The 23388-nt window shown below is 62.4% G+C and carries 17 protein-coding genes and 1 tRNA gene; 12 read left to right on the forward strand and 6 right to left on the reverse strand.

Features of this window, described 5'->3' with window-relative positions; all coding sequences use genetic code 11:
* Nucleotides 1-70 precede the first annotated feature (70 nt).
* Nucleotides 71-4789: a glutamate synthase large subunit gene (gene gltB / locus M1E12_RS13285; RefSeq protein WP_479562111.1), complete on the reverse strand. Its 4719-nt coding sequence runs from the start codon at nt 4787-4789 to the stop codon at nt 71-73.
* Nucleotides 4790-5202: 413 nt separating this feature from the next.
* Here gltB and M1E12_RS13290 point away from each other — a divergent pair, with 413 nt between their 5' ends.
* The 5 genes from M1E12_RS13290 (at nt 5203) to M1E12_RS13310 (ending at nt 9051) form a co-directional block, all read left to right on the forward strand.
* Nucleotides 5203-6249, forward strand: coding sequence for a threonine aldolase family protein (locus M1E12_RS13290; RefSeq protein WP_479562112.1), 1047 nt, complete (start codon nt 5203-5205; stop codon nt 6247-6249).
* A gap of 145 nt (nt 6250-6394) precedes the next feature.
* Nucleotides 6395-6697: a BufA1 family periplasmic bufferin-type metallophore gene (locus M1E12_RS13295; protein ID WP_113461008.1), complete on the forward strand. Its 303-nt coding sequence runs from the start codon at nt 6395-6397 to the stop codon at nt 6695-6697.
* A gap of 98 nt (nt 6698-6795) precedes the next feature.
* Nucleotides 6796-7686, forward strand: coding sequence for an MNIO family bufferin maturase (gene bufB / locus M1E12_RS13300; protein WP_479564885.1), 891 nt, complete (start codon nt 6796-6798; stop codon nt 7684-7686).
* Nucleotides 7676-8455, forward strand: a complete 780-nt coding sequence (locus M1E12_RS13305; protein ID WP_479562113.1) for an HvfC/BufC N-terminal domain-containing protein — start codon at nt 7676-7678, stop codon at nt 8453-8455. Before bufB ends, M1E12_RS13305 begins: the two co-directional genes overlap by 11 nt.
* On the forward strand, nt 8452-9051 hold the full coding sequence (locus tag M1E12_RS13310; protein WP_479562114.1) for a DoxX family protein: 600 nt from the start codon (nt 8452-8454) through the stop codon (nt 9049-9051). The genes M1E12_RS13305 and M1E12_RS13310 overlap by 4 nt, the downstream gene beginning before the upstream one ends.
* Before the next feature lie 26 nt (nt 9052-9077).
* On the opposite strand, the gene M1E12_RS13315 is transcribed toward M1E12_RS13310, so the two are convergent.
* Nucleotides 9078-9548, reverse strand: coding sequence for an Hsp20 family protein (locus tag M1E12_RS13315; protein ID WP_113461011.1), 471 nt, complete (start codon nt 9546-9548; stop codon nt 9078-9080).
* 398 nt (nt 9549-9946) lie between these two features.
* On the opposite strand from M1E12_RS13315, the gene M1E12_RS13320 reads away from it, so the two are divergent.
* On the forward strand, nt 9947-10936 hold the full coding sequence (locus M1E12_RS13320; protein ID WP_479562115.1) for an alpha/beta fold hydrolase: 990 nt from the start codon (nt 9947-9949) through the stop codon (nt 10934-10936).
* A 9-nt stretch (nt 10937-10945) separates the two neighbouring features.
* Here M1E12_RS13320 and hisN read toward each other — a convergent pair whose 3' ends face one another.
* Together hisN and M1E12_RS13330 are read right to left on the reverse strand one after the other, a co-directional pair.
* Nucleotides 10946-11722: a histidinol-phosphatase gene (gene hisN / locus M1E12_RS13325; RefSeq protein WP_479562116.1), complete on the reverse strand. Its 777-nt coding sequence runs from the start codon at nt 11720-11722 to the stop codon at nt 10946-10948.
* Between the two features lie 315 nt (nt 11723-12037).
* Entirely contained in the window at nt 12038-12913 is an 876-nt protein-coding gene (locus M1E12_RS13330) for an N-formylglutamate amidohydrolase (RefSeq protein ID WP_113461014.1), read from the reverse strand.
* A 198-nt stretch (nt 12914-13111) separates the two neighbouring features.
* Between M1E12_RS13330 and cpdR1 the strand changes: the two genes are divergently transcribed.
* The gene (gene cpdR1 / locus M1E12_RS13335) at nt 13112-13474 is read left to right on the forward strand and encodes a response regulator CpdR1 (protein WP_006726917.1); all 363 of its coding nucleotides are present in this window, start codon (nt 13112-13114) and stop codon (nt 13472-13474) included.
* A gap of 94 nt (nt 13475-13568) precedes the next feature.
* Nucleotides 13569-13643, forward strand: a tRNA-Val gene (locus M1E12_RS13340).
* Between the two features lie 91 nt (nt 13644-13734).
* On the opposite strand, the gene M1E12_RS13345 is transcribed toward M1E12_RS13340, so the two are convergent.
* Nucleotides 13735-14172, reverse strand: a complete 438-nt coding sequence (locus M1E12_RS13345; RefSeq protein ID WP_479562117.1) for a hypothetical protein — start codon at nt 14170-14172, stop codon at nt 13735-13737.
* Nucleotide 14173: 1 nt separating this feature from the next.
* On the reverse strand, nt 14174-14875 hold the full coding sequence (locus M1E12_RS13350) for a fumarylacetoacetate hydrolase family protein (RefSeq protein WP_479562118.1): 702 nt from the start codon (nt 14873-14875) through the stop codon (nt 14174-14176).
* Between the two features lie 250 nt (nt 14876-15125).
* On the opposite strand from M1E12_RS13350, the gene M1E12_RS13355 reads away from it, so the two are divergent.
* From M1E12_RS13355 to M1E12_RS13370, 4 genes are all read left to right on the forward strand, one after another.
* Entirely contained in the window at nt 15126-16553 is a 1428-nt protein-coding gene (locus tag M1E12_RS13355; RefSeq protein WP_479562119.1) for a mannose-1-phosphate guanylyltransferase/mannose-6-phosphate isomerase, read from the forward strand.
* Nucleotides 16554-16686: 133 nt separating this feature from the next.
* Nucleotides 16687-20013 carry a transglutaminase family protein gene (locus M1E12_RS13360; protein ID WP_479562120.1) on the forward strand — a complete coding sequence of 1109 codons (3327 nt, stop codon included), beginning with the start codon at nt 16687-16689 and terminating at the stop codon, nt 20011-20013.
* Between the two features lie 3 nt (nt 20014-20016).
* A complete protein-coding gene (locus M1E12_RS13365) occupies nt 20017-22431 on the forward strand; it encodes a circularly permuted type 2 ATP-grasp protein (RefSeq protein WP_479562121.1) in 2415 nt (804 codons plus the stop codon).
* A gap of 4 nt (nt 22432-22435) precedes the next feature.
* Nucleotides 22436-23317, forward strand: a complete 882-nt coding sequence (locus tag M1E12_RS13370; protein ID WP_479562122.1) for a transglutaminase family protein — start codon at nt 22436-22438, stop codon at nt 23315-23317.
* The last annotated feature ends 71 nt before the right edge of the window (nt 23318-23388 follow it).

The following is a 23388-nucleotide window of genomic DNA, read 5'->3' on the forward strand; positions in this document are numbered from 1 at the left end:
CTGAGCTTCAACTGCACGGCCTAGCCGTGGGCGGCGACATCCCGGCCCATCCGGGATGTCGAGGTGGCAATCATTCGGCGGCAACGCCCATGCGCATACGTTCCATTTCCTCAAGCGCACGGCGGTATTCCACCGGCATAACCTTGCGGAACTTCGGACGATACTCGGCCCAGCTGTCGAGGATCTGCTTGGCGCGGTTCGAGCCCGTGTAGTGCAGATGGTTCGAGATCAGCTGATAGAGGCGCTCCTCGTCGTGGCGGGTCATGTCGCCTGATACGTCGACCAGGCCCTTATGCATGAGGTCGCCGCCGTGATGGTGCAGCTTCTCCAGCATGTCGTCCTCTTCCGGAACCGGCTCGAGTTCGACCATGGCCATGTTGCAGCGCTTGGCGAAATCGCCGCTCTCGTCAAGAACATAGGCGACACCGCCCGACATGCCGGCCGCAAAGTTGCGGCCCGTTTCGCCGAGCACGACGACCACGCCGCCCGTCATGTATTCGCAGCCGTGGTCACCCACGCCTTCGACGACGGCGATCGCACCCGAGTTGCGGACGGCGAAACGTTCGCCGGCCACGCCGCGGAAGTAGCATTCGCCTGATATCGCGCCGTAAAGCACGGTATTGCCGACGATGATCGAGTTCTCCGCAACGATGCGGGCATTTTCCGGCGGGCGCACGATGATGCGGCCACCCGACAGGCCCTTGCCGACATAGTCGTTGCCATCGCCCACAAGGTCGAAGGTGATGCCACGCGCGAGGAAGGCGCCGAAGGACTGGCCGGCGGTGCCGTTCAGCGTGACATGGATCGTATCATCTTTCAGACCCTTGTGGCCGTAACGCTTGGCGACTTCGCCCGACAGCATGGCGCCAGCCGAACGGTCGACGTTCTTGATGTCGACATCGAAGACGACGGGCTGCTTGCTTTCGAGAGACGGCATCGCCTTCTCGATCAGCTTGCGGTCGAGAATGTCGTCGATCGGGTGCTTCTGGCGTTCGGTCCAGTAGGTCGCTTCCTTCGGCGCTTCCACCTTGTGGAAGATCTTCGAGAAGTCGAGGCCCTTGGCCTTCCAGTGAGCGAGCATCTCGTCCTTTTCGAGCAATTCGGAAGCGCCGATGATCTCATCGAGCTTGCGTACGCCGAGCGAGGCGAGGATTTCACGCACTTCTTCGGCAACGAAGAAGAAGTAGTTGATCACGTGCTCGGGCGTGCCCTTGAAGCGCTTGCGCAGCACCGGATCCTGGGTGGCAACGCCAACCGGGCAGGTATTGAGGTGGCACTTGCGCATCATGATGCAGCCGGCCGCGATCAACGGAGCCGTCGCAAAGCCGAATTCGTCGGCACCCAGCAGCGCACCGATGATGACGTCACGGCCGGTCTTCAGACCACCGTCGACCTGCAGCGCGATGCGCGAACGAAGCCCGTTCAGCACCAGCGTCTGCTGGGTCTCGGCCAGACCGATTTCCCAAGGGGAGCCGGCATGCTTCAGCGAGGTGAGCGGCGATGCACCCGTGCCACCGTCGAAGCCGGAGACGGTGATATGGTCGGCGCGCGCCTTGGCGACACCGGCGGCAACCGTGCCGACGCCGACTTCCGAGACGAGCTTGACCGAGACATCGGCTTCCGGGTTCACGTTCTTCAGGTCGTAGATCAGCTGCGCCAGATCTTCGATCGAATAGATGTCATGATGCGGCGGCGGCGAGATCAGACCAACACCCGGCGTCGAGTGACGGGTCTTGGCGACCGTCGCATCGACCTTGTGACCGGGCAGCTGACCGCCTTCGCCGGGCTTTGCACCCTGCGCGACCTTGATCTGCAGCACGTCTGCATTGACCAGATATTCGGTCGTGACGCCGAAACGGCCGGACGCGATCTGCTTGATCGCCGAACGCTCGGGGTTGGCAGAACCATCCGGCAGCGGATTGTAACGGTCGCTCTCTTCGCCACCCTCGCCGGTGTTCGACTTGCCGCCGATCTTGTTCATGGCGATTGCCAGCGTCGTATGCGCCTCACGGCTGATTGAGCCGAAGGACATGGCACCGGTCGAGAAGCGCTTGACGATATCGACAGCCGGTTCGACCTCATCGATCGAGATGGGCTTGCGGCCCAGATCTTCGGCAGTCTTGATCTTGAACAAACCGCGGATGGTGTTCATCCGCAGATTGCTGTCATTCACCATCTCGGCGAATTCGCGGTAGCGATCCTGGCTGTTGCCGCGCACGGCATGCTGCAGCGAGGCGATGGAATCGGGGCTCCAGGCATGGTTTTCACCACGCATGCGATAGGCATATTCGCCGCCGACATCGAGCGTGCTGGCAAGGACCGGATCCTTGCCGAAGGCCGACAGATGACGCGCCACGGTTTCCTCGGCGATCTCGGCAAGGCCGATGCCCTCGATCGTCGTCGCCGTGCCGAAGAAATACTTGTCGACCAATTCGGACGAGAGGCCGACCGCGTCGAAAATCTGCGCGCCGCAATAGGACTGGTAGGTCGAGATGCCCATCTTGGACATGACCTTCAGGATGCCCTTACCGACAGCCTTGATGTAGCGGTAGACGACTTCGTCCTCCGACACTTCCTTCGGGAATTCGCCATGCTTGTGCATGTCGAGCAGCGTATCGAAGGCGAGATAGGGGTTGATCGCCTCGGCGCCGAAGCCCGCGAGACAGCAGAAGTGGTGCACTTCGCGTGGCTCGCCCGATTCAACGACGAGGCCAACCGAGGTGCGAAGCCCCTTGCGGATCAGGTGATGGTGTACGGCAGCGGTCGCGAGCAGCGCCGGGATCGCAATACGATCCGGGCCGATCTGACGGTCCGACAGCACGATGATGTTATAGCCGCCGCGCACGGCCGCTTCCGCCCGCTCGCAGAGGCGATCGAGCATTTCCGGCATGCCTTCGGCACCGCGGCTGACATCATAGGTGAAGTCGAGCGTCTTGGTGTCGAAATGGTCTTCGACATGACCGATCGACCGGATCTTTTCGAGGTCGCCATTGGTGAGGATCGGCTGGCGCACTTCCATGCGTTTGGCCTTGGCCATGCCCTCATGGTCGAGGATGTTCGGACGCGGACCGATGAAGGACACAAGGCTCATCACGAGCTCTTCGCGGATCGGGTCGATCGGCGGATTCGTCACTTGGGCGAAGTTCTGCTTGAAATAGGTGTAGAGCAGCTTCGACTTGGTAGACATCGCCGAGATCGGCGTATCGGTGCCCATGGAGCCGATCGCTTCCTGACCGGTCGTCGCCATCGGCGACATCAGGATCTTGGTGTCTTCGGTGGTGTAGCCGAAGGCCTGCTGGCGATCGAGCAGCGACACGTCGCGACGCAGCGCACGTGGCTCCACCGGCTTCAGGTCTTCGAGGATCAGCTGGGTGCGATCCAGCCACTCGCGGTAAGGATGGCTCTGAGCGAGCGAGGACTTCACCTCCTCGTCGGAGATGATGCGACCTTCCTGCATGTCGATCAGCAGCATCTTGCCCGGCTGCAGGCGCCACTTCTTGATGATCTTCTCCTCCGGCACCGGCAGTGTGCCGGCTTCGGAGGCCAGGATCACGCGGTCGTCGTCGGTCACGAGATAGCGGGCCGGGCGCAGGCCGTTACGGTCGAGCGTCGCGCCAATCTGTTTGCCATCGGTGAAGCAGACAGCGGCCGGGCCATCCCACGGCTCCATCATCGCCGCGTGGTATTCGTAGAAGGCCTTGCGCTCGGGGCTCATCAGCTGGTTGCCGGCCCAGGCTTCCGGGATCAGCATCATCACGGCATGCGCCAGCGAATATCCGCCGCGCTGCAGGAATTCGAGCGCGTTGTCGAAGCAGGCCGTGTCCGACTGGCCTTCGTAGGAGATCGGCCAGAGCTTGGAGATGTCCTCACCGAAAAGCGGCGAAGACACCGACGCCTGGCGCGCCGCCATCCAGTTGACGTTGCCGCGCAGCGTGTTGATCTCGCCGTTATGGGCGACCATGCGGTAGGGGTGCGCGAGCTTCCACGACGGGAAGGTGTTGGTCGAGAAGCGCTGATGCACGAGGGCAACGGCTGACTCGAAACGCGGATCGGCGAGATCCTTGTAATAGGCACCAACCTGATAGGCCAGGAACATGCCCTTGTAGACGATCGTCGAGGACGACAGCGAGACCGGATAGAAGCCGGTCTCCTGACCGCCATACTGGTCGTAGATGCGGTTGGAAATGACCTTGCGCAGCAGGAACAGGCGACGCTCGAACTGCTCCTGGGTCGCCGCGTCACGACCGGCACCGATGAAGACCTGGATCTGGCGCGGTTCGGTCGCCGCAATCTCGGGCGCCTTGGACAGCGAGGAATTGTCGACCGGCACGTCGCGATAGCCGAGCAGATGCTGGCCTTCGGACTGACAGACCTCTGCGATCACCTGCTTGAAGTGCGCGATCTGCTGCTCGTCCTGCGGAAAGAAGAAATGACCGACGGCATATTCACCCGCCTTCGGCAGCGTCACGCCCTGACCCGCCATTTCTTCCCGGAAGAAGCGGTCGGGGATCTGGACGAGAATGCCGGCACCGTCACCCATCAACGGGTCGGCACCGACCGCACCGCGGTGGGTGAGGTTCTCCAGGATGAAAAGGCCGTCCTTGACGATCTGGTGCGACTTCTGCCCCTTCATGTGGGCGATGAAGCCGACGCCGCAGGCATCGTGCTCGTTGCGAGGATCGTAAAGGCCCTGCTTCGGAGGAAGACCGGTGCGCACAACAGCCGTTTTGGCCGTCGCTTCCGCACTGGCGGACCGGATGATCGCTTCGGATGACGTTACCTTCGTCATGACCTTTACCTCCTTGAAGCCGGACGGACCGGGCTGTTGGGAACTCTCTCGGGCACCGACAGGCGCCAGCGGCAGCCCCACCATCCTGCACGGATCGTTTGACCACCCCATGACGCCCGAAAACCAACTGCCTTCGAAACTGGAATTAGGTCAACTAATCTGACCTAATTTCTGCTGTTCCTATGACAGAAAGTAAACGCTCATGCAAGACTTGACCCGGAAAATTAACGCATGGAAGGACGCGAAATTACAGAAGCGGCACAAAGCGCGAAATTTAATTACGCGCAGCAGCATGCATCAAGCCGCCTTGTTGCGGAATGAGCGTGAACGGCCTGCTTTCGCGATCGGCCGGATTGATACCGATACGGAAATGCCTACAGTCCCTGCAGCATCCCATCCGCAGGAATTATCCCATGCATTTTGCTTCCGACAACTGGGCCGGCACTCATCCCCGGATTGCCGACAATCTCACCCGTCACGCCCAGGGCTTTGCCTCGGCCTATGGCACGAGCGAGCTCGACAAGGCGGTCGAAGACAGGTTCAGCGCCATTTTCGAGCGTCAGGTCGCCGTCTTCTTCGTGGCCACCGGCACCGCCGCAAATTCGCTGGCCTTGGCAAGCGTAGCAAAAGCCGGCGGGGTGAGTTTCTGCCATGCCGACGCGCACGTCAACGCGGACGAAGGCGGCGCGCCGGAGTTCCTGACCGGCGCCACCCGGCTTTTCGGCGTCGAGGGCGCAGAGGGCAAGATCGACCCGCAGGCACTCGACAAGGCCATCGCCCGTTTCGAGCCAGCCTCCCCGCATCACGGCCGCGCCATGGCGGTCACCGTGACCCAGGCGACCGAGGCCGGTACAGTCTATTCTCTCGACGAGCTGGACCGGTTGGCGGCCATCGCCAAATCCCGCGACCTGCCGCTGCATATGGATGGTGCCCGTTTCGCCAATGCGCTCGTCGCGCTCGACGCGCCCCCCGCAGAGATGACCTGGAAGCGCGGCGTCGACATTCTCTCCTTTGGCGGCACGAAGAATGGCTGCTGGTGCGCGGAAGCCATCGTCTTCTTCAATCCCGAAATGGCTGCCGATCTTCCCTTCATCCGCAAGCGTTCGGCCCAGCTCTTCTCCAAGAGCCGGTTCATCTCGGCCCAGCTTGAAGCCTATCTCGAAGATGATCTCTGGCTGGACCTTGCCCGTCATGCCAATTCGATGGCCGATCGTCTGCGTGAAGGTCTCGCCGCCAAGAATACCGCGCGCCTTGCCTGGGAAACGACGGCGAACGAAGTCTTCGCGGTAATCGAGAAGTCGTCTGCTGATCGCGCACGGCAAAAAGGGGCAAAATTCTACGACTGGCAGCCGCCCCATGGCTGGTTGCCCTTGCCGAATGAAAACGAGACCCTAGTTCGACTGGTAACGAGCTTCGCCACCAGTGAAGATGAAGTCGATCAATTCATAGAAGTCGTTTGAGCGAGACGTTTCTTACAGTCTAGTTTCGCACGTTTTCTACAAAAAACCTTGATTTTTCAAAGACGCTTCTCCTCGACATGATGCATTTGCCAGCCCCGACGAGGGCTGGACCAACAACGCGCTTCACGATCCGAGGAGAAGTTTCATGACCAAGACCACCATCAACACCGCCGCCCTCGCAGCCGCCGTCACCATGGCCATCGGCAGCGCCGCCCTCCTGTCGGGTCCGGCGGTCGCCCAGGAAAAGGAAAAGTGCTTCGGCGTCGCCATGGCGGGCAAGAATGATTGCGCCGCCGGCCCCGGCACCACCTGCGCCGGCACCTCCAAGGTCGACTTCCAGGGCAATGCCTGGACCTATGTTGCCAAGGGCACTTGCACGGCCATGGCTCTTCCCGATGGCCGCATGGGTTCGCTCGAAGCCCTCGACCGCGACCTGCCCAAGGCCTGAGCCGATACGGCACCTGCGGACGACCCGCAGGTGCCGTCCCCTCGTTCCCGAAACCGGAGGAGCCGGTCATGTCAGCGGCAGATGCACCGAAGGCACCCATGCGCGTGTCGAACCAGACACCCCGCGATCACGGCCTGCCGGCCCGCGCAGGCGCCGGCTTCAAGCCGCAACACGCAGACGCCATTCTGGCCGATGACTTTCGCATCGGCTTTCTCGAAGTCCATGCCGAAAACTATATGGGCGCCGGCGGCCAGCCGCATCGCATTCTCACCCGCATGCGTGAAGACTTTCCGCTCTCGATCCACGGGGTCGGCCTTTCCATCGGCAGCCCGACCGGTCTCGATCCGACACATCTCGCTCGCCTGAAGACGGTCGTCGATCGCTACCAGCCGGAGCAGGTCTCGGAACACCTCGCATGGTCGACGCATGACAGCCATTTCCTGAACGACCTCCTGCCGGTGCCCTATGATGAGGCGACGCTTTCGCGTGTCTGCGCCCACATCGATGAGGTCCAGGACACACTTGGCCGCAAGATCCTGCTAGAAAACCCCTCGACCTATCTCGGCTTCGAGGCCTCTACGATGAGCGAGACGGACTTCATTCGCGAGATCGCCCGCCGCACCGGCTGCGGACTGCTGCTCGACATCAACAATGTCCATGTATCCGCCACCAATCACGGCTATGGCGCCCGCGACTATCTCGCCGATTTTCCGCTGGACTTCGTCGAGGAGATCCACTTGGCAGGCCATGCGGAGGACATCGACGATGCTGGTCTCCCGCTGCTGATCGACAGCCACGACCGCCCTGTCGATGACCTGGTCTGGGATCTCTACGTCCACATCATCGGCCAGCTTGGTCCTCTGCCGACCCTCATCGAATGGGACAACGACGTGCCGGACTGGCCGGTCCTGAAACGGGAAGCCATGCTTGCCGAGGCGATCCTCCACCGGCACCAGGCAATGCGTGGCGGGATGCGCCATGCGTCCTGATCCCGTCTCGAGCGGCACCTTCGCTGCGGCCCTTTTCGCCCCGGATATGGCGCCGCCGGAAGGTCTGACGGGCCGGCATCAATTCGCCCCACAGCGCCGTTTCGCCGTCTATCGCAACAATGTCACTGTCTCGCTCGTCGATGCGCTCGCCTCGATCTTCCCGACGGTCCAGAACCTCGTCGGCGAGGAGTTTTTCCGCGCGATGGCCCGTCTCTATGTGACCGCCCATCCACCCACATCACCGCTGCTCTTCACCTATGGCGAAAGCTTTCAGGCCTTCCTTGAAACCTTCCCTCCGGCAGCGGACCTGCCCTTCCTCGCGGACGTCGCCCGCATCGAGCGGCTCTGGCTCGAAGCCTATCACGCGGCCGATGCGGAACCGCTTGATCCGGCAGCCCTGGCTCAGGTCTCCGCCGACGACCTTCCCGCGATACTGTTCCGGCCGCATCCGGCCACGCGGATCAGCCGCCTCACGCATGCCGCCGGCACGATTTGCCTCAGGGACCGCTCCGGCCAGTCGCTCGAAGGCGTCAATCCGATGGCACCGGAAGCGGTGCTGATCACACGCCCCAATTTCGAGGTGGCGATCGAGGTCCTGCCATCAGGCGGCGCCACCTTCTTTGAAGCGCTCCTTGCGGGCGAAACACTGGGCGAGGCTTGCCTTGCCGCCAGCGCGGAAGATGCCGACATTCCCGCCCTGATCGGCCTATCGCTCACCTCCGGCGCCTTCTCGAAAATCGACCTAACGCAGGAAAGCGACAGATCATGACTTCAGCCGTCTCGCTCATCGAATTCTACCGGCGCACCGTCCGACAGCTGGATGCCATTCTGGACGGCTGGTTCCTCGGGCTTTTCGCGCGCCTGGTCTTTCTCGCCGTTCTCGTGCCGTATTATCTCAACTCGGCGCTGACCAAGTTCGACGGGCCCCTCTCGATTGCAGACAGCGCCTATTACCAGATTGCCCTGCCCGCCGTGGATGCTGCCGGCGGTGATGTCTCGGCCGTTTCCTTCTTCCCCTGGGGGCTGATGGTGTTTCTCGGCTCCTATGGCGAAATCATCTTCCCGCTGCTGCTCGTCGCGGGTCTCTTCACGCGCATCGCGGCCCTTGGCATGATTGGCTTCATCATCGTGCAAAGCCTGACGGACATCCTGGTGCACAATGTCGATGCGACGACCATCGGCGCACTTTTCGACCGCTTCCCCGACAGCGTCATTCTCGACCAGCGCCTGCTCTGGATCTTCCCGCTCGTCTATCTTGCCGTGAAGGGTGCGGGCCTGTTCTCGTTGGACAAGCTGCTCTGCACGATCTGGACACGCCGACACAGCGCGCATGAAAAAAGCGGCCGGCTTTCGCCGACCGCCTGACTGGAGCCCGTGGAGCGCGACCGCGCTTAGTTCACATGCGCCTCGATTGCCTTCGGTGCCGTGCCGACGGGTTCGGCGGCAATGGCAATCCGGCGCGGCTTCATGGCTTCGGGAATGTTGCGCAAGAGGTCGATGTGCAACAGGCCGTTCTTCAGCGATGCGGCGGTGACTTCCACATGATCGGCAAGCTGGAAGCGGCGTTCGAAGGCGCGCTTGGCAATGCCGCGATAGAGGAACTCGCTCTGCTCGGTCTTCTCGTCTTCGGCCTTCTCACCCTTGACGGTCAGCACATGGGCATGCGCCTCGATCGAAAGCTCGGTTTCGTCGAAGCCGGCAACGGCCATGGTGATCCGGTAAAGGTTCTCGCCGGTGCGTTCGATATTGTAGGGCGGATAGCTCTGGGCCTGTTCCGGCTGACCGAGGCTGTCCAGCATGGTGAACAGGCGATCGAAACCGACGGTGGAACGGTAGAGCGGGGAAAAATCGACGTGACGCATGGTGTCCTCCTTGAAGCGACGTTGGCGTTCTCTTTGGACCGCGGGCATCCCGCTTGGGGCGATGCTGGCGGCGGTTCACGGACCCTTCTGGCGTCCGCAGGCACGATGTGGGAAATGCCGAGATTGAATTCAAGATCCTCTGTCCCGGGCCGGATTATCCCGGGATGAACTTCGGGTGAACGGCCGGTTCAAGCCGGGTTCAAATGCCCTCTTCTAGATTGGCATCATCGGTTGTCTCGACCGACCGGGCCGGAGATATCGTCCCTTCCACTTCGGCCGGACTTCGCCGGGATCGCAGCCCTCCGTCTGCGGTCCCGGCTTTTTTCTTTGACTTGAGCCACGGCTCGGGCCTATCCCGAAAGAGACGAGACGCGCTTCAACCGACAGGCAGTGCAGGCATGGAAGCCATTCTTCACGCGACCCCCGGCAACCCCATCCCTGGAACGCCACTGGTCGGTTTCTTCGAAGGTCATCGCGGCGTAAAGCTGCGCTACGCGGTCTTCCGTTCGAGCACAGCGAAGACCAAAGGCACCATCGTCCTCGTCCACGGGCGCAACGAGGCCATCGAGAAATACTTCGAGACGATCCGGGATCTGACGGAGCGCGGCTTCTGGGTGGCGACCTATGACTTCCGCGGTCAGGGCGGCTCCGAGCGTCTGCTCAAGGATCCGCGCAAGGGCCATGTCGGCCGCTTCGACCATTACGTCCGCGATCTCGAGATCTTCCTCGAGCAGATCGTCCTGCCCGACACCCGCCTGCCCTTCTTCCTGCTTGCCCACTCGACCGGTGGGCTGATCGCGCTGAAGGCGGCACCGCGACTTTCCAACCGGATCGAGCGCATGGTGCTGACAGCCCCCTTCGTCGGGCTCGGAGGCCAGAAGGCCTCGCCGGAAAACATCAGGCGGCTGGCGACGCTCGCCTCCTTCACCGGCTTTGGCAAGATCAACCTCAACAAGGACGAACCGCTGAAGCCTTTCGAGGGCAATCCGCTGACGACGGACGAGTTTCGCTTCGCCCGCAATCAGAAGATCCTTGTCGAGCATCCGGAGCTCGCACTCGGCCCGCCCACGGCGCGCTGGCTTTACGAGAGCCAGAAGGCGATCGACGACGTCAGGCGTCCGGGCCATCTCGCCTCGATCACCGTGCCGACGGTGATCGTCGCGCCGGGCAATGACCCGATCGTGCCGTATCATTATCAGGAGTCGCTGGCGCAGTATTTCCGGGCCGGGCAACTGGTGCCGGTGCCTGGCGCGCGCCATGAAATCCTGCAGGAGCAGGACCGCTACCGGAACCAGGCGCTGGCCGCCCTCTTCGCCTTCATACCGGGCGGAGAGCCGGACGAGGCAGATCCGGTCGGCGAATTGACCGACACCGCGCTCGAAGCTTGAAGCCCCGCGTCAGCGGCGCTTCAGCATCTCCATAGCCTCGGCATGCACGGCCTTCGACCCTGCCGCGATGATCGAGCCGCCCGATTCCGGCCGCCCGCCATCCCAGGTCGTGATGATCCCGCCCGCCTGTTCGATGATCGGGATCAGCGCGCCGACGTCGTAAGGCTTCAGCACGGTCTCGATGACCAGATCGACATGGCCGGCGGCGAGCAGGCAATAGGCATAGCAGTCGACGCCGTAGCGGAAGAGCTTGACCTTGTCCTGCACGGCCTCGAAACGCTCGACCTCCCAATCCTTGAAGAGATGCGGCGAGGTGGTGAACAGGATCGCGTTTTCGAGGCTGCCGCAATCGCGCACCTGGTTCTGCCGCTCGCCGTCGGGACCGGAATACCAAGAGCGCTCGCCATCGGCATAATAGCGCTCACCCGTGAAGGGCTGCTCCATCAGCCCCATGACCGCGCGGCCCTTTTCCTGGAAGCCGATCAGCGTGCCCCAGACCGGCACGCCCGAAATGAAGGCCCGCGTCCCGTCGATCGGATCGATGACCCAGACATGATCGCTGTCCATGCGGATATTCTCGTGCTCCTCACCGAGAATGCCATGGGTCGGGAACTCGGCCTCGATCAGCTTTCGGATCGCGATCTCCGCCGCCTGGTCGCCCTCGGTCACCGGGTCGAAACCCGCCTTCTCCTTGTTGACGACGGAAAGCCCGGAGCGAAAACGCGGAAGGGTCTCGGCCTTGGCAGCATCGGCAAGGCGGAAGAAGAAGTCACGGTCAGGGCGCATGAAGATATCCGTCGTCTGGAGGGAGCACCCGTCTTACTGCCAGATGCTGCGAAAGAAAACCTCCGGCTACCCCGCGCGGGTGGTCGCGCCCGGGCCGCGACCACCAAAATGCGTAAATTTTGGCCTTGCTCAAAAATGCACCAAAAATCGACTTGACAATGGTGCACCGCAACATCTAACGTGTCACTTACAGTCTTCTGACTGTAAATACCCTCCTTGGGTGTTTCCTCCCTAGACTTAACCGCGCCACGAGCGCGGTTTTTTTTGCCCGACGCGAGGCATCGGGGAGTTTCTTCGGAGATGCAGTGGAAGTTGTTACTCGGCAGCGAGCGCCCGGTCGCCTGCATAATCCGCGACGAATTCTGCCATCTGTTCCATGAAGACAGCCAGAGAACCGGCGAGAACATCGAAATCGGAGCGTTTTTCGAGCGTCGTCTCGTCGATATAGATCGAGCGGTTGACCTCGATCTGCAGCGCGTGGAGCCCACGTGCCGGGCGGCCGTAATGCTCGGTGATGAAACCGCCGGCATAGGGCTTGTTGCGCACGGCCGTGAAGCCGAGATCCTCGAGGAATTGCAGAGCCGCCTGGCTGAGTTCGGCCGAGGCGCTGGTGCCATAGCGGTCACCGACGATGAAATCGGGTTTCAGACCGCTGCCGGCGACACGGATATTGCCCGGCATGGAATGGCAGTCGATCAGAACGCCAAAGCCGAACATTGCATGTGTCCGGGCAATCAGTCTGCGCAGGCAGGCGTGATAGGGCTTGTAGCAGCTCTCGATCCGCTCCATCGCGACGGTGAGAGGCATGCGCCGCTCGTAGATCTCCATGTTCTCGGCAACGATGCGCGGGATGGTACCGAGCCCGCCGGCCACCCGCGCCGAATTGCTGTTGGCATAAGGCGGCAGCGGATCGGAGAACATCCGCGGGTCGAGCTCGTAGGGCTCCCGGTTGACATCGACATAGGCGCGCGGGAAATGCGCAACAAGCAGAGGCGCGCCGAAACGAGGAGCAGCGGAGAACAGCTCATCGACATAGTGATCTTCCGAACGGCGAATCGAAATCTCGTCGAGTCGCGACTCATCGAGGAAGGTCGAGGGATAACGACGACCGCTATGCGGGGAATTATAGACGAATGGAATGGTCTGGATCGCGGGCTCTCGAACCTCGAACAGCTCGATTTCGTTGGTCATCCGCTTCCCAGGGCCTCTTCTTTACCAAGTCACAAACTTGTTGTGTTCGCCATGTTGCCAGTCGACCGCTGCAAAGTCCATACTCCCGGAAATGGCGGAGCAGGCTCACTTTTTCGTTGTTCACCGGTTCTTTACTGAGCCAACCCTAAAGTGAGCGGCTGCGAGCCTCCCTATGCAATCGAGTACAGCGGTCCCTAAATGACTCAGAAAATCCTTCTCGCCGAAGATGACAACGACATGCGCCGGTTCCTGGTGAAGGCGCTGGAAAAGGCGGGGTACAAAGTCTCCTCCTTCGACAACGGCGCCTCAGCCTATGATCGCCTGCGGGAAGAGCCCTTCTCCCTTCTCCTGACCGACATCGTGATGCCCGAGATGGACGGCATCGAGCTGGCGCGCCGCGCCACCGAACTCGATCCGGACCTGAAGGTCATGTTCATCACCGGCTTTGCCGCCGTCGCTCTGAACGCCGATTCGAAGGCGCCGAAGGATGCCAAGGTCCTCTCCAAGCCTTTCCACCTTCGCGATCTCGTCGACGAAGTGAACAAACTCCTTGCGGCATAAGGCCTTCCGAGGAGATCGAAAAAATCTCTTCACAAAACTGCAAAATGCCTATTGACGGGCGAAGCGGTTTTGTGGTCTTAAGCCGCCATCGGATGGGCGTGTAGCTCAGCGGGAGAGCACTACGTTGACATCGTAGGGGTCACAAGTTCGATCCTTGTCACGCCCACCATTCGAATTCTTTCAAGGGCTTGCCGGAAACGGCGAGCCCTTTTGAGTTTCTAGGATTTCAACCTGAAAAAGTGGCGAATCAGGAAGGGTCTCTACCCCTTCACCACCGCTACATCCTCCCCCGCATAGACCACCACATAACCGCCGGCCGGCTTCAGAGACCGTGCCTTTTCCTCGAGCCAGCCATGATAGGGCGCATCCCGCCAGATCGCGGCCGCCTCTGGCTCGACCAGCACCGTGAGCTGCGGCCCCTGCCCGTACATCATCATTCGGCTCACCCGCGGATCCCATTCCTCCCCGAGCGCCGGGTCTGTCCGCCAGAGGCAGAAGAAGTCGCGACAGGTGGCCGGCCTTACATCATAGGCGTCGCAGCCACCGCCGGGCTGGCAGTGGCGGCAGGGCTTGTTCGCCGGTTTGTCGAATTCCGCGATGTCGGGAAGGATGCAGCAGAGCGAACAGCTGCCGCAGTCGCGGCCCGGCACCAGCGCCGGGCCGGCTTCGACCTTGATTCCCGCACCCACTGCAGTCACGTCAGACCGCCGGGCCGATCGTGACGGTGATCGGGGAAAGGCCATCCACGGCCCCGACAAGCCGATCGCCTGGCTGCAACGCGCCGACGCCGGAGGGCGTGCCGGTATAGATGAGATCGCCCGGCGTGAGGTGGTAGTAGCGCGAGAGATGGCTGATCATCTCGGGCACCGACCAGACCATCTCGTTGAGATGCCCTTCCTGGCGCAGGGCGTCATTGACCCTGAGCGAAATGCGCTGCTCGGCAGGAGCAAAATCGGCGGCAGGCGTGATCGGTCCGATGACGGCCGACTCCTCGAATGCCTTGGCGATATCCCAGGGCCGCTGCTTCTCCTTCATCGCGTTCTGCAGGTCGCGCCGCGTCATGTCGAGCCCCACGGCATAGCCGAACACGGCCTTCATCGCGTCCTCTGCTGACACCTTGAAGGCGGGCGCACCAATGGCGATCACCAGCTCGATCTCATGGTGATAATCCTCCGTACCCGGCGGATAAGCGATCGAGCCGCCGTCGAGCACGAGGCCGGTCGGCGGCTTGGTGAAGTAGAACGGCGCGACCCGGTCGACGGTGTTGCCGAGTTCGGCCGCATGCGCCGCATAATTGCGGCCGACACAGAAGATGCGATGGATCGGAAAGCCTTCCTCGGCACCCACTATGGGGATGAGCGGAGCGGAGGGAACGGAAAACAGCGGACGGGATGCGGACAAGGCACACTCTCTTTGAATGGGACAGCGAACAACGCAGCCGGCTGCTGCGACTAAGGCACCATAACCGTCGCCGGGACGTTATGCATCCTCTCTGATTATGATGACCGATGCGCAGGTCGGGGTTGGAACATCGCGCCAAACATGTAACAAAACCGCCGCACCTGCGTTCAATTGCGCATGCGACACGTCTGTCGCTCCGACATCAGCCGGGACGGAAACGCCCCGGCAAGACATCGAAAGGCAAGAAAACATGAGCATCAAGATCGTGCCGGTCATCATGGCCGGTGGCAAGGGAACAAGGCTCTGGCCGCTGTCGCGCGCTGCCGCTGCCAAGCAGTTCATCCGCTTCCTCGGCGAAGAAACGCTGCTGCAGAAGACTTTGGCCCGCGTCTCCGACGAAGCGCTCTACGATGCTCCTGTGGTAGTGACCAACGAGGATTTCCGCTTCCTTGTAGCCGAACAGGCCCGAGAATTGGGCGTGGCCCTCGACGGCATCGTGCTGGAGCCGGAGGCGCGCAACACGGCCGCCGCCGTCGCCGCCGCAGCCCTCCTCGTCGCAGGGCGCCATGGCCGCGACACCCTGATCCAGATCCTGCCTTCCGATCATGAGATCACGGTGGATGCGACCTATCGCTCCTGCGTTGAAAAGGCCGCGAAGGCCGCACAGGACGGCAAGATCGTCACCTTCGGCATCACGCCGACCGAGCCCGCCACGGGCTATGGCTACATCGAAATCGGCAAGGAGCTTGTCGACGGCGTGCATCAGGTGTCGCGCTTCGTCGAGAAGCCCAATGCGGATGTTGCCGAGCAGATGCTGGCGGAAGGGAATTACGCCTGGAACTCCGGCATGTTCGTCTTCTCCGCCGGCCAGATGATCGCGGAGCTCGAAGCCCTTGCGCCGGAGGTGCTCGCAGCCGTCGAAAAATCCATCGAGAACGCCAAGACTGACCTCGACTTCACCCGCCTCGATGCCGAGAGCTTTGCAGAAAGCCCGAGCATTTCGATCGACTATGCCGTGATGGAAAAGACGGAGAATGCCGCCGTCGTTCCCGCCTCCATCACCTGGTCGGATCTTGGCAGCTGGGATGCGATCTGGAAGCTCGCCGGTGGCGATGAAAATGGCAATGTCGTCAACGGCAATGCCACCGTCTCCGACACCACCAATTCGCTGGTCATGTCGCGCAACGCCCATCTCGCCGTCCAGGGCATGGAAGGCGTCGCTGTCATCGCATCGGAAGATGCCGTCTATGTCGGCCGCCTCGATCGCAGCCAGGATGTCGGCAACCTCGTCAAGATGCTGGCGGCGGACAAGAAGACCAGCCACCTCACCGAAAACCATCCGACGGCACTGCGCCCCTGGGGCGGCTACACATCGATCCTCAACGGCGATCGTTTCCAGGTGAAGCGTCTCTTCGTCCATCCGGAAAAGAAGCTCTCGCTGCAGAAGCACCATCACCGCGCCGAGCACTGGGTCTGCGTCAAGGGAACGGCCGAGGTCACGATCGACGACAAGGTGACCGTTCTGCACGAGAACCAGTCGATCTACATCCCGCAGGGCTCGGTCCATCGTCTCGCCAACCCCGGTAAGATCCGCCTTGAGGTGATCGAGGTGCAGACCGGCTCCTATCTCGGCGAAGACGACATCATTCGCCTCGTCGACGAATTCGGCCGCAGCTGAGACGTCTCATCCACCGCATGTTCCACGGCCCGGCGGCTTCCACCGTCCGGGCCGCTTGCTTTATGGCGCTGCATTGCACAAGATCGATGCAAGCCGGAAAAAACGGCAGGGGCGAACAGCGAAGCGGTAACGAATGTCGATCAAGGCAAGCATCTATCACCTCACGCATTACAAATACGACAACCCGGTCCGCCTCGGGCCCCAGATCATCCGGCTGAAGCCCGCTCCCCACTCGCGCACGAAGGTGATCTCGCACTCGCTGAAGGTCACGCCCGAGAACCACTTCGTCAATCTGCAGCAGGACCCTTACGGCAACTATCTCGCCCGCTTCGTGTTTCCCGACCCGGTCTCGGAATTCAAGATCGAGGTCGATCTCGTTGCCGACATGACCGTCTACAACCCCTTCGACTTCTTCACCGAAGAGGAGGCGGTCAAATGGCCTTTCGACTATCCGGCCGATATCCGCGAAGACCTGAAGATCTACATGACGCCCGAGCCGGCTGATCCGGCGCTTGAAGCCTTCGTCAAGACGATCGACAAGACACCCGGCCAGGGCACGGTCGACATGGTCGTCGGCCTCAACGCCCGCCTTCAGCAGGAGATCGGTTACGTCATCCGCATGGAGCCGGGCGTCCAGACGCCGGAGGAGACACTGACCTCGGCCCGTGGCTCCTGCCGCGATTCGAGCTGGCTGCTCGTCCAGATCCTGCGTCACCTGGGCTTTGCCGCCCGCTTCGTCTCGGGTTACCTGATCCAGCTCACCCCGGACCTGAAGGCACTCGACGGCCCCTCCGGCACCGAAGTCGACTTCACCGATCTGCATGCCTGGGCGGAAGTCTATATCCCCGGCGCTGGCTGGATCGGCCTTGATCCGACCTCGGGTCTGCTGACAGGCGAAAGCCACATCCCGCTGGCCGCGACCCCGCATTACCGGAACGCCGCGCCGATCTCCGGTGGTTACTTCGGAGAGGCCAACACCGAATTCGCCTTCGACATGCAGGTCAAGCGCGTCGCCGAGCACCCGCGCATCACAAAACCCTTTTCCGATGACAGCTGGGATGAGCTTAACCGCCTCGGCCACCAGGTCGATGCCGAGCTGCAGGCCCGCGACATCAGGCTCACCATGGGCGGCGAACCAACCTTCGTCTCCATCGATGACTTCCAGTCGGACGAATGGAACACGGCAGCCGTCGGCCCGACCAAGCGCGACAAGGCCGATCAGCTGATCCGCCGCCTGCGCGAACGCTTTGCCCCCGGCGGCTTCCTGCATTACGGCCAGGGTAAGTGGTATCCCGGCGAAAGTCTGCCCCGCTGGACCTTCTCGCTCTACTGGCGCCGGGACAACAAGCCGGTGTGGAACAATCCGGATCTAATCGCGGTGGAAAGCCGCGACCACAAAGTCAGCCATAAGGACGCCGCGCGCCTCCTGCAGGCGATCGCGACCGAGCTCGACATTGCCACCGAAAACGTCATGCCGGCCTATGAGGATCCCGCCGAATGGATCGTCAAGGAAGCGAACCTGCCGGAGAACGTCGACCCCTCGAACTCGAAGCTCAAGGACCCGGAAGAGCGCAGCCGCATTGCCAAGGTCTTCTCCAACGGGCTGACCACCCCGGCCGGCTATGTCCTGCCCGTGCAGGCCTGGCAGTCCCGTGTGTCGGGCCGGACCTGGGTGTCGGAACGCTGGAGCACACGGCGCGGCCGGCTCTATCTCGTGCCCGGCGACAGCCCCGTCGGCTTCCGTCTCCCCTTGAATTCCCTGCCCTACATCGCCCCGTCCTGGTACCCTTATATCAATCCGGTCGATCCGACAGTCGAGAAGCCCCCGCTGCCCGACTTCACCACGGAGAAGGGCCGGGTCATGCCGGAGCACTCCTTCCAGGCGGACATTGCCCAGCAGCAGCTGCTCGGCCAGTCCTATGAGGAGATCGGCGGACGCGTCCGCACGGCAATTTCGGTGGAAGTCCGCGACGGTCGTCTTTGCATCTTCATGCCGCCGACGGCGGCACTCGAAGACTATCTCGACCTGATCGCCTCGGCCGAACGCGCGGCTGCCGCGCTCAATCTGCCGGTCCATATCGAAGGCTACACACCACCGCATGACGAGCGCTTGAATGTCATCCGCGTCGCGCCGGACCCGGGAGTGATCGAGGTCAACATTCATCCGGCCTATGACTGGGAGGATTGCGTCGCCACCACCACGGCGATCTACGAGGAAGCACGCCTCTGCCGCCTCGGCGCCGACAAGTTCATGATCGACGGCCGCCATTGCGGCACCGGTGGCGGCAACCATGTCGTCGTCGGCGGCGCGACCCCGAACGACAGCCCTTTCCTGCGTCGGCCCGATCTCCTGAAGAGCCTGGTCCTGCACTGGCAGCGCCACCCCTCGCTCTCCTACCTTTTCTCCGGCCTGTTCATCGGTCCGACCAGCCAGGCACCCCGCATTGATGAAGCGCGCCATGATTCGCTCTACGAGCTCGAAATCGCGCTCGCCCAGATCCCCATGCCGAACCAGGGCGAGCTGCCGCCCCTGCCCTGGCTGGTCGATCGCCTGTTCCGCAATCTGCTCGTCGACGTCACCGGCAACACCCATCGCTCGGAAATCTGCATCGACAAGCTCTTCTCGCCCGATGGCCCGACGGGGCGCCTTGGCCTCGTTGAATTCCGCGGTTTCGAAATGCCGCCGAACGCGCGCATGTCCCTCGCTCAACAGCTCCTGATCCGCGCGCTGATCGCTCGCTTCTGGAAAAACCCGATCAGCGGCAGCTTCGTCCGCTGGGGCACGAGCCTGCATGACCGTTTCATGCTGCCGCATTACATCTGGCAGGACTTTCTCGAAGTGCTGGCGGATCTCCGCCAGAACGGCTTTGACTTCAAACCGGAATGGTTCGCGGCCCAGCTCGAGTTCCGCTTCCCTTTCTTCGGCGAGGTCGAATACGAGGCATCCAGGCTCGAACTGCGCGGTGCGTTGGAGCCCTGGCATGTCATGGGTGAGCAAGGGGCGATCGGCGGCACGGTGCGTTATGTCGATTCCTCGGTCGAGCGCCTGCAGGTGAAGCTGGAGACGGCCAATCCGGAGCGCTTTACGGTCGCCTGCAACGGACGCGCGGTGCCACTGCGCAAGACCGATGTGAATGGCGTGGCCGTGGCCGGCGTCCGCTACAAGGCCTGGCAGCCCGCATCGGGCCTGCATCCGGTGCTGCCTGTCAACACACCGCTAACATTCGATATCTATGATACATGGTCTGGCCGATCGATCGGGGGCTGCGTCTATCACGTCGCTCATCCCGGCGGCCGCAACTACGATACTTTCCCTGTGAATGGGAATGAAGCGGAAGCCCGTCGGCTTGCACGTTTCGAGCCTTGGGGCCATACAGCCGGCTCCTATCCTCTTTGGCCCGAGACCGTGTCGCCGGAGTTCCCGCACACTTTGGACCTGAGACGACCGCAAGGTATCTGATTGATGGCACAGAAGACGGCAGCGGAACTTGCCCCGCCAGACGCGCCGATAAGCGAGGCCCGCACGGCCGGCTATCGCGCATTGGCGGGCGCTGCCGACGAGATGATCGACACACAAGGCAATGTCCGGCCCGTGTGGCAGGCCCTCGTCTCCGCCATCGACACCATGCCCGAACAGGATCTGCATGAACGCTTTGCCCGTGCGGATCGCTATCTGCGCGATGCCGGCGTCTTCTACCGAGCCTATGGCGCTGGCGGATCGAGCGAACGGGCTTGGCCCTTTTCCCACATCCCGGTGCTGATCTCCGATGCTGAATGGCAGGTGCTGGCCGAGGGGCTCGTTCAGCGCGCCAACCTGCTGGAAGCGGTCGTTGCCGACATTTACTCCGAAAACCGGCTGGTGCAGGAAGGCTTCCTGCCGCCGCAGCTGATTGCGTCCAACCCCGAATTCCTCCGCCCCCTCGTCGGCATCAAGCCTGCCGGCGGCCACTACCTTCATTTCTGTTCCTTCGAAATCGGCCGGGGTCCCGACGGCAACTGGTGGGTTCTGGCCGACCGCACCCAGGCGCCCTCGGGCGCAGGCTTTGCGCTCGAAAACCGGGTCGCCACCGCGCGTGCCTTTTCTGACATCTATTCCGAGACGCATGTCCACCGGCTCGCCTCCTTCTTCGGCGCCTTCCGCAAGGCGCTGCAGGCGCGCACCCGCAGCAGCGACGAGCGCATCGCAGTGCTGTCGCCAGGCCCCGCCAACGAGACCTATTTCGAACACGCCTATATCGCCCGCTATCTCGGCATCATGCTGCTCGAGGGCGAGGACCTGACCATCGTCAACGGCCGCGTCATGGTCCGGACCGTGGCCGGCCTGAAGCCCGTGAGCGTCCTCTGGCGCCGCCTCGATGCCGCCTTCGCCGATCCGCTGGAACTCGATCAGAACTCCTATATCGGCACGCCCGGCATGGTGCAGGCGCTGCGCAACGGTTCTGTCACCTTCGTCAATGCACTCGGCTCCGGGATCCTTGAGACCCGCGCGTTGCTTGCCTTTATGCCGACGCTCTCGCGTCACCTGCTCGGCGAAGAGCTGAAGCTGCCCTCGATCGCCACCTGGTGGTGTGGCCAGAAGGCAGAACGAGAGCACGTCGCCGCCCATCTCGACCGCATGGTCATCGGCTCGGCCTTCTCCCGCCTGCCCTTCTTCGACGACAATGGCCGGTCCGTCATGGGGTCCCGCTACAAGGACCCGCAAGGTCGCACCACGGCCGAATGGCTGGAAGCCGAAGCGGGCAACCTCGTCGGCCAGGAAGTGGTGACACTCTCGACCACGCCGGCCATGATCGACGGCAAGCTGACGCCGCGGCCGATGTCGCTGCGCGTCTTTGCTGCCCGCACGAAAGATGGCTGGCAGATCATGCCGGGCGGCTTCGCCCGGATCGGCAGTGGTTCGGATGTATCCGCGATCGCCATGCAGGCGGGCGGCAGTGCGGCCGATGTCTGGATCGTCTCGGACAAGCCTGTCGACCGCACCTCGCTTCTGCCGGCGGAAGAGACCTTTACCCGTAACATGCCCGGAAGCCTGCCGAGCCGCGCGGCGGACAACCTCTTCTGGCTCGGTCGCTATATCGAACGCGCTGAAGGCGTGTTGCGCATCCTGCGCGCCTGGCACGCCCGTTATGCCGAGAGCGCCAACCCGGATCAGCCGCTGCTGGCCTTCGTCAGCGAATATCTCTCCAACATCGACGTCGACACCAAGTCTGGCGTGCCGGAAAGCCTGCTGCGAAACATCGACAGCGCCGTCTATTCGGCGAGCAACATCCGCGACCGGTTCTCGCCGGATGGATGGCTGGCGCTGACCGACCTGTCGAAGACGGCCAAGCGCTTCCACGAGAAGGTGAAGCCGGGTGACGATGCGGCGCACGCCATGACGATCCTCCTGCGCAAGCTCGCGGGCTTTGCCGGTCTCGTGCATGAAAACATGTATCGCTTCACCGGCTGGCGCTTCCTGACTATCGGCCGCCTGCTGGAACGCGGTCTGCACATGACCCGCCTGCTCGGCCACATGACCGGACCCGACGCGCCCGATGGCGGCCTCGATATGCTGCTCGAGATCGGCGACAACGTCATGACCCATCGCCGGCGCTACAACGTGTCTACGGCGCGGCTCACTGTTACCGATCTGCTGGCGCTCGACCCGCTCAACCCGCGCTCGATCCTCTTTCAGTTGAACGAGATCCGGATCGAGGTGGAGCAACTGCCCAACGCCATGGTGAACGGCCAGATGTCGAGCCTCTTCCGCGAGGCAATGCGCCTGCATTCGGGCCTTGCGGTCATGACGCCGGAAGCCATGAATGCCGATGTCTACACCAACCTGGAGCGGGAATTGGAGAAACTCTCCGACATCCTCGCCCAGTCCTATCTGAACTGACGCGATGCTGTACGACCTGTCGCTCCATATCGGCTATCGCTACGAGGTTCCCGCATCGGGCGCTCACCACATACTGCGCCTGCTGCCGCTGTCTTTGCCCGACCGGCAGCGCCTTGTCGCCGGCGCGATAACCGTGTCGCCAGAACCCGACGAGCTCTCAACCTTCAACGACTTCTTCCACCATCCGACGAGCCATGCGATCCTGCGCGGCCCGCACGAGAAGCTCGACATCCGCATGCAGGCCCGCGTCATGGTGCAGGCCCAGCCGCTGGCCGCCGATTTCTCGCCGCTGCTCGACCGCCTGCCGCAGGAGATGGCCGAGACCTGGTCGCTCGACGCCGAATCCCCGCACCATTTCATTGGCACCAGCCCCCGCCTCCCGCGCGACAAGGCGATCGCCACCTATGTGCGCGATATGCTGAAGCCCAGCATGACGGTGCGCCAGATCGCCGAGACGCTCTGCAGCCGCATCCACAAGGACTTCAAATACGACGCCGAAGCAACCACGGTGGACACCACACCCGCGGAAGCGTTTGAAAAGAAGCGCGGCGTCTGCCAGGATTTCAGCCATGTGATGATCGTGGCGCTGCGCAGCCTCGGCATCCCCGCCGGCTATGTCAGTGGCTTCCTGCGCACCATCCCGCCACCGGGCAAGGAGCGGCTGGAGGGAGCCGACGCCATGCATGCCTGGGTCAGGGTCTGGTGCGGTAAGCTGACCGGCTGGCTGGAGCTCGACCCCACCAACGACATTCATGCGGGCACCGATCACATCGTCGTCGGTTACGGCCGCGATTATGCCGACGTGGCCCCGGTCATTGGCGTGCTCAAGAGCTACGGCTCTCATCAGACGGCACAGGCCGTCGACGTCATCCCGGTCCGACAATAGAGCATCGTTTCATCGAATTTTATCGATCCGCTTAAACGGATCGCAAGAGGCTGTAGGGTATATCGGTCCAA

Source organism: Rhizobium sp. K33 (genome assembly GCF_056501445.1).